The following is a 13754-nucleotide window of genomic DNA, read 5'->3' on the forward strand; positions in this document are numbered from 1 at the left end:
ACTCGTGGGTCTGCTATCAGCAAACAGACGGACTTCATGTATCAACCTGTCGCACTCTTCATAGGCTTACGCTACATGCGTGGGCGCGCCGCGGACCGCTTCGGTCGCTTTGTCTCCTGGCTTTCGACTATTGGCATTACGCTTGGCGTGATGGCACTGGTGACGGTGCTTTCCGTCATGAATGGCTTCGAGCGCGAGCTGCAAAACAACATCCTGGGGCTGATGCCGCAGGCCGTACTCTCATCCACTAACGGTTCGGTTAACCCGCAACAGCTGCCGGAAAGCGCGGCGAAGTTACAGGGCGTCACGCGCGTTGCGCCACTGACCACCGGCGACGTGGTGCTGCAAAGCGCCCGCAGCGTGGCGGTCGGCGTGATGCTGGGTATTGACCCGGCGCAAAAAGACCCGCTGACGCCGTATCTCGTAAACGTGAAGCAGACCGATCTGGAAGCCGGAAAATACAACGTGATTCTGGGTGAGCAGCTTGCCGGTCAGCTTGGCGTCAACCGCGGCGACCAGCTCCGCGTGATGGTGCCTTCAGCCAGCCAGTTTACGCCGATGGGGCGCCTGCCAAGCCAACGCCTGTTTACCGTGGTTGGGACCTTTGCCGCCAACAGTGAAGTCGATGGTTACCAGATGCTGGTTAACATTCAGGACGCGTCACGCCTGATGCGCTACCCGGCCGGCAATATCACCGGCTGGCGCCTGTGGCTCGACGCGCCGCTGAAGGTCGATACCCTCAGCCAGCAAAAACTGCCGGACGGCACCAAATGGCAGGACTGGCGCGAGCGTAAAGGCGAGCTGTTCCAGGCCGTGCGGATGGAGAAAAACATGATGGGGCTGCTGCTGAGCCTGATCGTCGCCGTGGCTGCTTTTAACATCATCACCTCGCTGGGGCTGATGGTGATGGAGAAGCAGGGCGAGGTCGCTATCCTGCAAACCCAGGGGCTGACGCCGCGGCAGATCATGGCCGTGTTTATGGTGCAGGGGGCCAGCGCCGGTATCATCGGCGCGCTGCTCGGGCGGGGCTGGGTGCGCTGCTTGCCAGCCAGCTCAACAATTTAATGCCGATCATCGGCGCGCTGCTTGACGGCGCGGCGCTGCCGGTGGCCATCGAGCCGCTGCAGGTGGTCGGTATCGCGCTGGCCGCGATGGCCATTGCGCTGCTTTCTACGCTTTATCCTTCCTGGCGCGCTGCCGCCACTCAACCCGCTGAGGCTTTACGTTATGAATAAGATCCTGTTGCAATGCGACAACCTGTCCAAACGCTATCAGGAAGGCACTGTGCAAACCGACGTGCTGCACAATGTGAGCTTTAGCGTGGATGAAGGCGAGATGATGGCGATTGTCGGCAGCTCCGGCTCCGGTAAAAGTACCTTATTACATCTGCTGGGCGGGCTGGATACCCCAACCAACGGCGACGTGATTTTCTCCGGCCAGCCGATGAGCAAAATGTCCTCGGCGGCGAAGGCCGAGCTGCGTAACCGCGAGCTGGGCTTTATCTACCAGTTCCACCACCTGCTGCCGGACTTCACGGCGCTGGAAAACGTGGCGATGCCGCTGCTGATTGGCAAAAAGAAACCGGCTGAGATTAACGCCCGCGCCAGCGACATGCTGAAAGCGGTAGGGCTGGGCCATCGCGGAAACCACCGTCCGTCGGAGCTGTCCGGCGGCGAGCGTCAGCGCGTGGCGATTGCCCGTGCGCTGGTCAACAACCCGCGTCTGGTGCTGGCGGATGAGCCTACCGGTAACCTGGACGCGCGCAACGCGGACAGTATTTTCCAGCTTCTGGGCGAGCTGAACGCCTCGCAGGGCACCGCGTTTCTGGTGGTGACCCACGATCTGCAGCTGGCAAAACGCATGGGGCGCCAGCTTGAGATGCGCGACGGCCATCTGAACGCGGAACTGACCCTGATGGGAGCAGAGTAATGGCGTCACCGTTATCGTTACTCATCGGTTTACGTTTTAGCCGCGGCCGCCGTCGCGGCGGCATGGTGTCGCTGATCTCCGTTATCTCGACCATCGGTATTGCGCTGGGTGTGGCGGTGCTGATCGTGGGCTTAAGCGCCATGAACGGCTTCGAGCGCGAGCTGAATAACCGTATTCTGGCGGTCGTGCCGCACGGGGAGATCGAACCGGTTAACCAGCCGTGGACGAACTGGAGCGACGCCCTGAACAAAGTGGAAAAAGTGCCCGGCATCGCCGCGGCTGCGCCCTACATTAACTTTACCGGGCTGGTGGAGAGCGGGGTAAACCTGCGCGCTATCCAGGTGAAAGGGGTGAATCCGACGCAGGAAGCGCGCCTCAGCGCGCTGCCGAACTACGTGCAGAACGGCGCGTGGGCCAACTTCAAGGCGGGCGAGCAGCAGATCATCATGGGTAAAGGCGTTGCTGATGCCCTGAAGGTGAAGCAGGGCGACTGGGTGTCAATCATGATCCCGAATGCCAGCGCCGATCACAAACTGCAGCAGCCAAAGCGCGTGCGCCTGCACGTTACCGGTATTCTTCAGCTGAGCGGTCAGCTTGACCACAGCTTTGCGATGGTGCCGATGGAGGATGCACGCCAGTATCTCGACATGGGCGACAGCGTGACGGGCATTGCCATTAAGGTGAACGACGTCTTTAACGCTAACAAACTGGTGCGCGACGCGGGCAGCGTGACCAATAACTATGTCTACATCAAAAGCTGGATCGGCACTTACGGCTATATGTACCGTGATATCCAGATGATCCGCGCCATTATGTATCTGGCGATGGTGCTGGTGATCGGTGTCGCGTGCTTTAATATCGTCTCGACGCTGGTGATGGCGGTCAAAGACAAGAGCGGCGACATCGCCGTGCTGCGTACCCTTGGGGCAAAAGACGGCCTTATTCGCGCCATTTTCGTCTGGTACGGTTTGCTGGCAGGACTGTTCGGCAGCCTGTGCGGCGTGGTGATTGGCGTGGTGGTTTCCCTGCAGCTAACGCCGATTATCAACGGGATTGAAAAGCTTATTGGTCACCAGTTCCTGTCGGGTGATATCTATTTTATTGACTTCCTGCCGTCTGAACTGCACTGGCTGGATGTTTTTTATGTGCTGCTTACAGCACTTTTACTGAGTCTGCTGGCAAGCTGGTATCCGGCGCGTCGCGCAAGCCGAATTGATCCGGCGAGGGTATTAAGTGGCCAGTAATTACGTCACGATCTAGCGGCTTTCGTGTCGCCAGATCGAAAGAGGAATACGTTATGTATTATGGATTTGATATTGGCGGCACCAAGATTGCGCTCGGCGTGTTTGATAAAGACCTCAAACTGCAGTGGGAAACCCGCGTTCCCACGCCGCGCGACAGCTACGACGAATTTTTAACTGCCATTGCCGCGCTGGTGGCGCAGGCCGATGAACGCTTTGGCGTGAAAGGCAGCGTCGGCATTGGTATTCCGGGCATGCCGGAAACCGACGACGGTACGCTTTACGCGGCCAACGTGCCTGCCGCCAGCGGTAAACCGCTGCGCGCCGATCTCTCCGCGCTCCTTGAACGCGACGTGCGTTTAGATAACGACGCCAACTGCTTTGCGCTCTCCGAAGCCTGGGATGATGAGTTCCGTCAATATCCGCTGGTGATGGGGCTGATCCTCGGTACCGGCGTCGGCGGAGGAATCGTCATCAACGGTAAGCCCATCACCGGCCGCAGCTACATCACCGGCGAGTTTGGTCATATCCGCCTCCCGGTGGATGCGCTGGAGGTCGTCGGCCGTGATTTCCCGCTGACCCGCTGCGGCTGCGGGCAGCACGGCTGTATTGAGAACTACCTGTCAGGCCGCGGGTTTGCATGGCTTTACGAACACTTCTATCATCAGAAACTTGAGGCCCCTCAAATCATTACCCTGTGGGAGCAAGGGGATGCGCAGGCGCGTGAGCACGTCGAGCGCTATCTGGATCTGCTGGCGGTGTGTCTGGGCAATATTCTCACCATCGTCGACCCGGATCTGCTGGTGATTGGGGGAGGGCTCTCAAACTTTACCGCGATTACGGAACGGTTGTCCGGGCGTTTGCCCCGACATTTATTGCCGGTTGCCCGCGTGCCGCGTATTGAACGCGCGCGACACGGGGACGCAGGAGGCATGCGCGGAGCCGCATTCCTTCATCTCACCGATTAGTTTACGAGGTTTCTATGCTGTCGCGTCGCCAGGGTCGACTCAGCCGTTTTCGCAAAAATAAACGCCGCTTGCGTGAGCGCTTGCGCCAGCGGATCTTTTTCAGAGACAGAATGATGCCAGAAGCGATGGATAAACCCAGAGTGGTGGTGCTGACCGGGGCGGGGATCTCCGCCGAGTCAGGTATTCGAACCTTCCGCGCGGCGGACGGGCTGTGGGAAGAGCACCGCGTGGAGGATGTCGCCACGCCTGAAGGCTTTGCCCGCGACCCGGATCTCGTGCAGGCGTTTTACAACGCCCGCCGTCGTCAGCTTCAGCAGCCTGACGTCGCGCCGAATGCCGCGCATCTGGCGCTGGCGAAGCTGGAAGAGGCGCTGGGCGATCGTTTTCTGCTGGTAACGCAGAATATCGACAACCTTCACGAGCGGGCCGGCAACAAGAACATCATCCATATGCACGGCGAGCTGCTCAAGGTTCGCTGCGCCTGGAGCGGTCAGGTGCTGGACTGGAAAGAGGACGTGCTGCCGGAGGATAAGTGCCACTGCTGCCAGTTCCCGTCTCGCCTGCGTCCGCACGTGGTCTGGTTCGGCGAAATGCCGCTGGGAATGGATGAGATCTACAGCGCGCTGGCGATGGCCGACGTGTTTATCGCCATCGGCACATCCGGCCACGTTTACCCGGCGGCGGGGTTTGTCCACGAAGCGCGGCTGCACGGTGCGCATACGGTTGAACTCAATCTTGAGCCGAGCCAGGTGGGCAGCGAGTTTGAAGAGAAACACTACGGCCTGGCAAGCACGGTTGTTCCGGAGTTTGTCGACAAGCTGCTGAAAGGGCTGTGACGCTCATGGCGTGAAAAGGCACCCGCCGGGCGGGTGCCTTTTTATTTAAGAATGAAAGAAGGCCAGCGTCTTCTCCAGCGATTTAGCCTGCTCATCCAGCGAAAGCGCCGCCGCAGAGATCTGCTGAACCAGAGAGGCGTTCTGCTGGGTGGTGCTGTCCATCTGGTTAACGGCGGTACTGACCTGGCTAATCCCCCGATTCTGCTCGTCCAGCGCCTGGACAATGTCGTTGATGACCAGATGCACGTGCGACACCGCCTCAATCACCTGTTTCATCATTACGCCGGTTTCATTGACCAGCTCAACGCCTTTGCTGACGCGGCCTGAGGACTCGGCAATCAGCTGAGAGATCTCTTTGGCCGCGTTAGCGCTTCGCTGCGCAAGGTTGCGTACTTCACCTGCGACTACCGCGAAACCGCGTCCCTGTTCACCCGCGCGCGCCGCTTCAACGGCAGCATTCAGCGCCAGGATATTGGTCTGGAAGGCGATGCCATCGACGATACTGTTAATCTCACCGATCTTGCGCGCGCTCTCATCAATCTCGCCGATCACCACGACCACATCGTTCACCAGCGTTTCGCCATGTCCGGCAAGGCTCGCGGCGCGATCGGTCAGGGTGGTCGCCTTGTGGGCGTTGTCGGCATTGTTCTTCACCGTAACCGAAATCTCTTCCATGCTGGCAGCGGTTTCAACAATCGCCGCCGCCTGTTCCTCGGTACGCGAGGCGAGGTCAAGGTTGCCCGCCGAAATTTCGCTGGTCCCGCCGTGCACGGAGTGGCTGGCTTCGCTGATGTTGTCGACGATGCGCTTGAGCTGCGTCTGCATGGTGTGCAGGGCATAAAAAATGCTGTGGGTATCCCCGGATCGCACCGGGATGGTGTTGTTCAGATCCCCGCGGGCGACGGCCAGGGCGATCCCGGCGGCCTCGGAAGGTTCTCCCCCCACCGGACGATCAACCTTGCGGGTAAAAATCTGGGCCATCACCAGGCTAACCGCAACGATGCTTAACACCATCATGACGATGGCCTTCAGTAAAAATGCGCGCGCTTCGGCCATCACTTCGCTGACCGGGGTGATGATGGCGAGTTTCCACGGCGTCTGGCTATTACCGACGGCGATCGCCTGCCAGGTGATAAATACCTCTTCTTTCAGCAGCGGATCGTTTACCCGGGTGACGTCATGTCCTGCAATTTGACCCGCGTAAGGCTTGCCTGCCGCACCTTTGTCCGGGCTGGACACCACGTTATTGCCCGCAGACAGGAGCAGGGCGTAGCCTGTGCCGTTCCACGGTTTAATGGCGCCAATCATGGACTGCAGCGTGGCGAGCGAGAAGTCAGAGGTGACTGAGCCCAGAAACTGACCGTCACGCATGATGGGGGCGGCAATTGAGGTGAGCATCACGTCCACGCCGTTGTAGGGGTAAATATAGGGTTCGATGATCACATCTTTATGCCGCTGTTTCGGCAACAGATAGTAATCACCGCTGCCGGGCGTTTCGATGTCCGTCAGCAGGTGCAATGTCGGTTTGCCGGTGGCATCGCGGTCGACGTAGCGGGCGTAGCGCCCGGCAGGATCTTCACCGCTCTGACCGGCAAAGACGGCATCTTTATCGTCAAACGCGTTGGGCTCAAAGGCCATCGACATGGAGAGAAACGACGGGTGAGCCGAGAGGAAGTGGACGAGCAGCTGGTTCAGGCTCTGGCGGTCGGAAATGCCCGCTTCGCGTAGCGCGAGGGCGCTGTTGCCCATATCCCGGGCGGCAGTCAGGGCAGAATCCAGCTGTTTGCTGACCTGTAAAGCGTGTACCTCGGCTATCTGGCGGATATGGTTTTTGGCCAGCACCTCTTGCTGCGCCATCCATTGCCACATCATAAACCCGATCGTTGCCGTAAAGCCCACCGTCACGGTGAGGAAAATGGACAATAGCATCAACGTCTTGACTCTTATTTTTTGTCTTCGGACCATGGCGTCTTTCATTCTCATCTCCCGTAATGTCGTGCATGTCGGGCAGGCACAAAGTACTTATCGGATATTTCATCCCCTTTCTGTAGAGCGAAGGATATATTTAATTTAAATCCAGACGATTAATTCCCGTTAATTAGTGTGGATGCTTTTATTTTGTGCATTCAATCAAAATAGTGCTCGATAAAACTCGTTATCGTCGTGTAGAAAGAGGATGCTAATAAATATAAAGTGGTAGAGGAGGATGGGATATGTACGGATTTATCGCGCGACAACCCATTTTTAACCCTGAAATGAATACCGTAGCCTATGAGCTGCTTTTCAGAGACGGGATGACAAATCGTTTTCCGGATGTGTCGGCAGAATATGCCACGTCCAGGATGATATCAGATCAGTTCTTATGTGTGCCGTCCCAGCGCATTGCCGGGGCACATACGTCGTTTATTAATTTCCCTTCAAGGATGGTTATTGACCGCAGTGGAGAAGCGCTTGATAAAGAGAGCGTGGTGATTGAAATCCTTGAAGATGCTGTGCCGGGGGCCGAACTGCTGCAGGCCGTCAGGGAGATGAATGCGCACGGCTATCAGTTTGCGCTTGATGATTTCACCCTTGCGCCAGAATGGGATGTTTTTTTACCCTATATTTCTATCCTGAAATTTGACGTCAGAAATTATACCTTAGCGCAAATTAAAGCGTATCTGAAAGCACGCAAACATCTGACCGGTCATATTAAATATCTGGCTGAAAAAATTGAGACTAAAGAGGAATTCAACCAATACAGAGACGAGGGATTTTCCCTTTTTCAGGGCTATTTTTTCTGCCGTCCGGAGGTCATTAAATATAAACGGCTGTCGCAAAATCAGCTGGCGATTTTTCGGCTGCAAATGGAGGTCGGACGCAATAAACCTGATTTTCGAATCATCGAGTCGTTGATAAAAACCGATCTCACGCTCTCTTATAAAATCATGCGCTATATGAAGCATACGGCGTTTAAACATGTCGGCGCCTGTAATTTCAGCAAGTTAACCCTGAGCGAGGTGCTCAGGTATCTTGGCGAAAACCAGCTCCGACGGTTTGTTGCCGTCGTGGTCCTCGCCAGTGCGGGCAATGACACCGTCAGCGAGCTTTACCCGCTGAGCATGATGCGCGGCAAATTTTGCGAACTGCTGGCTGAGACGATGAACGAACCTACTCTGGCTGAAAATGCGTTCATGTGCGGCCTGTTTTCTCTGCTCGATACCCTCCTGGAGCTTCCGATGGCAGAGCTGATGAAGCAAATTGCGGTACCGCAGAGCGTGAGCAACGCGCTGTGCCACCAGGAGGGACGGTTAGCCGACATGATTAACCTCTGCCGTTACTATGAACAGCAGCGGTGGGACGAGGCGACCCGGGTTCGTCAGGCGCTGGGCCTGTCAGATGAAGAGGTGGTTGAGGCGATGCGAAAAGCGACGCTCTGGGCTGGAGAGAATACGGTCAGTTAATCCTTCCTCACGCCGCGCAGGCGGCGTGAGGAAGTACGCGATACCGGTTAGCGGCCCGCTTTTAACTTCTGGTAATATTCTTCGTAGAGCCGGCTGGCGTCGCCGACATCGTTCTGCCACTCACCTTTGCTGATGGTTTCCGCATCCGGGTAGAGCGACTTATCGTTAGCCACCTCAGGCTTCAGCAGCTTGCGTGCGGCCAGGTTTGGCGTCGGGTAGCCAATCGTCTCGGCAACCTGTTTCGCCACGTCCGGGCGCAGCAGGAAGTCGATCAGCTTATGTGCCCCGTCCACGTTTTTCGCGTTGGCCGGGATTGAAAGACTGTCCATCCAGAAAATCCCGCCCTCTTTTGGCCAGACCACCTCAAGCGGCGTACCGGCCTGGCGGGCCACATACGCGGAGCCGTTCCACACCATCCCCAGGTTTACTTCGCCTTCCATATACGGGTTTGCCGGGTTATCAGAGTTGAATGCCGCCACGTTAGGCATCAGCTTTTTCAGCTCGGCATATGCCGCTTCAATCTCTTTAGGATCCGTCGTGTTGCCAGAGTAGCCAAGCTTGCGCAGCGCCACCTGGAAGACTTCGCGCGCGTCGTCGGTCAACAGCAGGCTGCCTTTGTATTGCGGTTTCCACAGATCGGCCCAGCTTGTCACCGATTTCGGATCGACGGCCTCGCTGTTAACGCCAATCGCGGTTGCCCCCCAGATATACGGAATGGAGTAGTCGTTATTTGGGTCAAACGGCTTGTTGAGCATCTCAGGATCGAGGTTTGAAAAATGGGTTAGCTTCGTTTTGTCGATCTTCTGGATCATGCCCTCTTTGCGCATTTTGTCGACAAAGTAGGTGGACGGAACCACCAGATCGTACGCGCCATCTTTGTAGGTTTTGAGCTTGGCGTACATGGTTTCATTCGACTCGTAGGTCGAGTAGATCACCTTGATGCCCGTCTCCTTGGTGAACTGCTCCAGCAGGCCCGGCGGCACGTACTCGGTCCAGTTGTAGAAGTAGAGCGTTTTGCTGTCATCAGCGTGTGCGGCACCCATACCAAGCACCAGCGCCGCAGCGGCGAGCATTTTTTTCATTTCATTGTCCCCTGAGATTTTGTTTTATCACGAGCAATAACCTGGCTGGCGATCACCAGAACCAGCGAAAACACCAGCAGAATGGTCGCCAGCGCGTTCACCTCAGGTGAAACGCCGACTTTCACCATCGAATAAATTTTCAACGGCAGAATTTCATAGCTCGGCCCGGTCACGAAGGAGGAGACCACTACGTCATCCATCGACAGGGTAAAGCTCAGCAGCCATCCGGCCGCCACGGCGGGCATCGCCAGCGGCAGGATGATTTTGCGCAGGATGGTCATCTCGCTGGCGCCCAGATCTTTCGCCGCCTCCAGCATGCGCACGTCGAACCCTTTCAGGCGCGCAAAGACGGTCACCACCACAAACGGCAGGCAGAAGGTGATATGGGAAAACAGCAGCGACCAGAAGCCAAGCTGTACGCCCAGCAGCATAAACAGCACCAGCAGCGAAATCGCCATCACGATGTCCGGCGACATCATCACCACAAACAGCATGCCGCTGACGAACGGCTTACCGCGAAAGCGATAGCGATAGAGCGCCACGGCGGTCAGGGAGCCAATCAGCGTGGCGAAGGTGGCGGAGACGATCGCCATCGTCAGCGAGTGCTGAGCGGCCTGCAGCAGGCTGTCGTTGTTCATCAGCAGGCTGTACCAGTCGGTGGTAAAGCCCTGCCAGTTAATCCCAAAGCGCGAGCTGTTAAACGAGTTCACGATCAAAATAATGATCGGGATATACAGGTAAGCGTAAATGGCGGTCATAAAACCGCCGCGAAGCAGTCGACCGATCATTCGAGTTCCACCTTCTTGTTCAGCAGCCGTGAGGCGCGCCAGTAAACCAGCAGCATCAGACCCATCACCACCGTCAACGTAATGCTGGTGGCGGAGCCGAACGGCCAGTCGCGAATGTTGAGGAACTGACTCTTGATCACATTCCCAATCAGCAGGTTTTTCGCGCCACCCATCAGGTCCGAAACGTAGAACAGACCCATGGCCGGAAGCATGACCAGCAGACAGCCCGCGATAATGCCGGGCATGGTCAGCGGAATGATAATGCGGATAAAGGTCTGGAACTTGCTGGCACCCAGATCTTTTGCCGCCTCCAGCAGCGGTTTATCCAGCTTCTCAATGCTGGAGTAGAGCGGCATCACCATAAACGGCAGCAGGATATAGACCAGACCCACAATCACCGCACTCGGGGTAAACATGATGCGGATCGGCGTATCAATCACCCCCAGCCACAGCAGAAATTCATTGAGGTAGCCTTTGGTGCTCAGGAAGATTTTCAGCCCGTAGATGCGGATTAACGAGTTGGTCCAGAAGGGAACAATCAGTAAAAACAGCAGCAGGGGACGTACCTTTTGCGGCAGGCCCGCGAGGAACCATGCGAAAGGATACCCCAGCACCAGGCAGGCAATGGTGGCAATCAGCGCCATATTGAGCGAATGCAGCAGCACGTCAAAATAGAGCGGATCGAGCAGGCGCGCGTAGTTGTCCAGCGTAAAAACCAGCGAAACGAAGTTTGCGTCGTCCCGGGTCAGGAAGCTGGTGGCGATGATCATCAGGTTGGGTAAAAAGACAAACAACACAAGCCAACCGACGATCGTGGCAATCACCACATTCTGGAACTTACTTGTGTTCTTCATCAGCCAGTACAACCTCCCAGCTTTCTACCCAGTTGATAACCATTTTCTGGTCGAGAGAGTGGTCGAAGTCCGGGTCGTCCTCGTTAAAGAACTCGCTGACCATCACCATTTTGCCGTTCTCCAGCTCGACGACAGACTCCAGCGTCATCCCTTTGTAGTTGCGCTCGCGGATATAGCCGATTAACCCTTCGGCCTCGGCATTGCCGTGGATTTCATCGACGCGCAGATCTTCCGGGCGCAGCAGAACGTTGAGCTTTTGTCCCTTTTCGACGGGGAAATTCACCGTGATGGCGCACTCGCGTCCTTCGACGCACGCGCGAACGCGCTGGTCATCCAGACGCTCGATCACCGTGGCGTCGAAGATATTGATCTCACCAATGAAGCTGGCGACAAACAGATTTTTCGGCTCTTCGTAGATTTCACGCGGCGTGCCGTCCTGCTCGATTTTGCCGTCGCGCATCACCACGATGCGGTCGGACATGGTCAGGGCTTCTTCCTGGTCGTGGGTGACGAAGACAAAGGTAATGCCGAGCTTGCGCTGCAGGGCTTTAAGCTCGTTCTGCATCTGCTTGCGCAGCTTGTAATCCAGCGCGGAGAGGGATTCATCCAGCAGGAGCAGACGCGGCTTGTTGACCACGGCGCGGGCGATGGCCACGCGCTGCTGCTGGCCGCCGGAAAGCTGATGCGGTTTTCGCTGGGCAAACGTCTCGAGCTGCACCATGCGCAGGGCTTCGGTGACGCGCGGTTCGATTTCATTCGCCGGGGTTTTTTGCATCCGCAGGCCAAACGCCACGTTTTCAAACACGGTCATGTGCGGGAAGAGGGCATAGCTCTGAAAGACAGTGTTGACGTGGCGGTCTTCAGCGGGAACCTGGGTGATGTCCTGGTTTTCAAGATGGATATGGCCGTTATCGACGCTCTCCAGCCCGGCGATAAGGCGCAGTACGGTGGTTTTGCCGCAGCCGGAGGGGCCAAGCAGCGTCAGAAACTCACCGTCATTGATGGTGAGAGTGAGGTCGGAAATGACGTCTTTGCCATCAAAACTTTTACGAATTCGTTCCAGTTGCACCAGCGGTGAACGTGAACGGGATTGTGTATTCAATTTTTGCGCTGTCCCATATAGACGCCTCAGGCAGCAGACTGAAGCGGGGTTTGTGTGTAACCACCTTGGTGACTCGTAATGAGGGCGGACATTCTACGGCAATCCCCCGCAATCGCCAATCCTTGTCACTGATTCATAAGCTACATTTACTAACGCATAACGATATAAACGGAAAATATTCTCGTTTGCGGGATAAAAGTGACCTGACGCAATATTTGCGTTTTGATGCTTATTGATAATGTTGTCACAAAAAGTGAGGGTGACTGCATGGATAAATTACTTGAGCGTTTTTTACAGTACGTTTCGCTGGATACCCAATCTAAGCCGGGTGTTCGCCAGGTGCCGAGCACCGAAGGCCAGTGGAAGCTATTAAACCTGCTGAAAGAGCAGCTTGACGCCATGGGGCTGGTCAACGTCACGTTAAGCGAGAAAGGCACTGTGATGGGAACGCTGCCGGCGAATGTCCCGGGCGACATTCCGGCGATTGGCTTTATCTCCCATGTCGACACCTCTCCGGATTTTAGCGGTAAACATGTGAACCCGCAGATTGTTGAAAACTACCGCGGCGGCGACATTGCGCTGGGCATTGGCGACGAAGTGCTCTCGCCCGTGATGTTCCCGGTGCTGCACCAGCTGCTCGGTCAGACGCTGATCACCACCGATGGTAAAACGCTGCTGGGGGCGGATGACAAAGCGGGCATCGCGGAGATCATGACGGCGCTGGCGGTGCTGAAGGGCAACGATATTCCGCACGGTGATATCCGCGTGGCCTTTACGCCGGATGAAGAGGTCGGCAAGGGCGCGAAGCACTTCGACGTGGACGCCTTTAACGCCCAGTGGGCCTACACCGTCGACGGTGGCGGCGTCGGTGAGCTGGAGTATGAAAACTTCAATGCCGCGTCAGTCACGATCAAAATTGTCGGCAACAACGTTCACCCAGGCTCTGCCAAAGGCGTCATGGTCAACGCGTTGTCGCTGGCGTCGCGTATTCATGCAGAAGTCCCGGCGGAAGAGAGCCCCGAACAGACCGAAGGGTATGAAGGTTTCTATCACCTGACCAGCATCAAAGGCACCGTGGACAGCGCGCAGATGCACTACATCATCCGCGATTTTGACCGTAAAGCCTTTGAGGCGCGCAAGCGTAAGATGATGGAAATCGCCAAGAAGGTGGGCAAGGGCCTGCATCCTGACTGCTATATTGAGCTCATCATCGAAGACAGCTATTACAATATGCGCGAGAAGGTGATGGCCCATCCGCATATTCTCGATATCGCCCAGCAGGCGATGCGCGACTGCGATATTGAACCGGTATTAAAACCGATTCGCGGCGGTACCGACGGTTCTCAGCTGTCGTTTATGGGACTACCGTGCCCGAACCTGTTTACCGGTGGCTATAACTACCACGGTAAACATGAGTTTGTGACGCTGGAAGGGATGGAAAAGGCGGTGAAGGTGATAGTGCGGATCGCGGAGTTGACCGCTAAACGCTAAAAAATGCCCGGTGGCGCTGC

The 13754-nt window shown here is 56.5% G+C and carries 11 protein-coding genes and 1 pseudogene; 7 read left to right on the forward strand and 5 right to left on the reverse strand.

Annotation, left to right across the window (positions count from 1 at the left end; genetic code table 11):
• Positions 1 to 36: 36 nt before the first annotated feature.
• The 5 genes and pseudogenes from lolC to cobB all read left to right on the forward strand — a co-directional run bounded on the left by lolC (position 37) and on the right by cobB (position 4974).
• A pseudogene (gene lolC / locus PI91_RS11175) lies at positions 37 to 1235 on the forward strand (lipoprotein-releasing ABC transporter permease subunit LolC).
• Positions 1228 to 1929, forward strand: coding sequence for a lipoprotein-releasing ABC transporter ATP-binding protein LolD (lolD, locus tag PI91_RS11180; protein ID WP_039266141.1), 702 nt, complete (start codon positions 1228 to 1230; stop codon positions 1927 to 1929). The pseudogene lolC and the gene lolD overlap by 8 nt, the downstream one beginning before the upstream one ends.
• Positions 1929 to 3173 carry a lipoprotein-releasing ABC transporter permease subunit LolE gene (gene lolE / locus PI91_RS11185; RefSeq protein ID WP_008500771.1) on the forward strand — a complete coding sequence of 415 codons (1245 nt, stop codon included), beginning with the start codon at positions 1929 to 1931 and terminating at the stop codon, positions 3171 to 3173. The genes lolD and lolE overlap by 1 nt, the downstream gene beginning before the upstream one ends.
• 53 nt (positions 3174 to 3226) lie before the next feature.
• The gene (gene nagK, locus PI91_RS11190) at positions 3227 to 4138 is read left to right on the forward strand and encodes an N-acetylglucosamine kinase (protein WP_021240740.1); all 912 of its coding nucleotides are present in this window, start codon (positions 3227 to 3229) and stop codon (positions 4136 to 4138) included.
• A gap of 14 nt (positions 4139 to 4152) precedes the next feature.
• Complete coding sequence (cobB, locus tag PI91_RS11195; protein WP_021240739.1) at positions 4153 to 4974, forward strand: Sir2 family NAD+-dependent deacetylase; 822 nt, start codon at positions 4153 to 4155, stop codon at positions 4972 to 4974.
• A gap of 45 nt (positions 4975 to 5019) precedes the next feature.
• Here cobB and PI91_RS11200 read toward each other — a convergent pair whose 3' ends face one another.
• Positions 5020 to 6951 (reverse strand): methyl-accepting chemotaxis protein, encoded by a 1932-nt coding sequence (locus tag PI91_RS11200; RefSeq protein ID WP_039266142.1) that lies wholly within the window; start codon positions 6949 to 6951, stop codon positions 5020 to 5022.
• A 236-nt stretch (positions 6952 to 7187) separates the two neighbouring features.
• On the opposite strand from PI91_RS11200, the gene PI91_RS11205 reads away from it, so the two are divergent.
• A complete protein-coding gene (locus tag PI91_RS11205) occupies positions 7188 to 8417 on the forward strand; it encodes an EAL and HDOD domain-containing protein (RefSeq protein ID WP_039266143.1) in 1230 nt (409 codons plus the stop codon).
• A gap of 47 nt (positions 8418 to 8464) precedes the next feature.
• On the opposite strand, the gene potD is transcribed toward PI91_RS11205, so the two are convergent.
• The 4 genes from potD to potA are packed head-to-tail and all read right to left on the reverse strand — an operon-like array spanning position 8465 to position 12273.
• A complete protein-coding gene (potD, locus tag PI91_RS11210) occupies positions 8465 to 9499 on the reverse strand; it encodes a spermidine/putrescine ABC transporter substrate-binding protein PotD (protein ID WP_039266144.1) in 1035 nt (344 codons plus the stop codon).
• Positions 9496 to 10287 carry a spermidine/putrescine ABC transporter permease PotC gene (gene potC, locus PI91_RS11215; protein ID WP_039266145.1) on the reverse strand — a complete coding sequence of 264 codons (792 nt, stop codon included), beginning with the start codon at positions 10285 to 10287 and terminating at the stop codon, positions 9496 to 9498. Before potC ends, potD begins: the two co-directional genes overlap by 4 nt.
• A complete protein-coding gene (gene potB, locus PI91_RS11220; RefSeq protein WP_023292769.1) occupies positions 10284 to 11141 on the reverse strand; it encodes a spermidine/putrescine ABC transporter permease PotB in 858 nt (285 codons plus the stop codon). The genes potC and potB overlap by 4 nt, the downstream gene beginning before the upstream one ends.
• Entirely contained in the window at positions 11125 to 12273 is a 1149-nt protein-coding gene (gene potA / locus PI91_RS11225; protein ID WP_181008253.1) for a spermidine/putrescine ABC transporter ATP-binding protein PotA, read from the reverse strand. Before potA ends, potB begins: the two co-directional genes overlap by 17 nt.
• 237 nt (positions 12274 to 12510) lie before the next feature.
• On the opposite strand from potA, the gene pepT reads away from it, so the two are divergent.
• Entirely contained in the window at positions 12511 to 13734 is a 1224-nt protein-coding gene (gene pepT, locus PI91_RS11235; protein WP_023343774.1) for a peptidase T, read from the forward strand.
• Positions 13735 to 13754: the final 20 nt, after the last annotated feature.

This window comes from Enterobacter sp. FB (assembly GCF_000805795.1).
Classification (GTDB): Bacteria; Pseudomonadota; Gammaproteobacteria; order Enterobacterales; family Enterobacteriaceae; genus Enterobacter; species Enterobacter roggenkampii.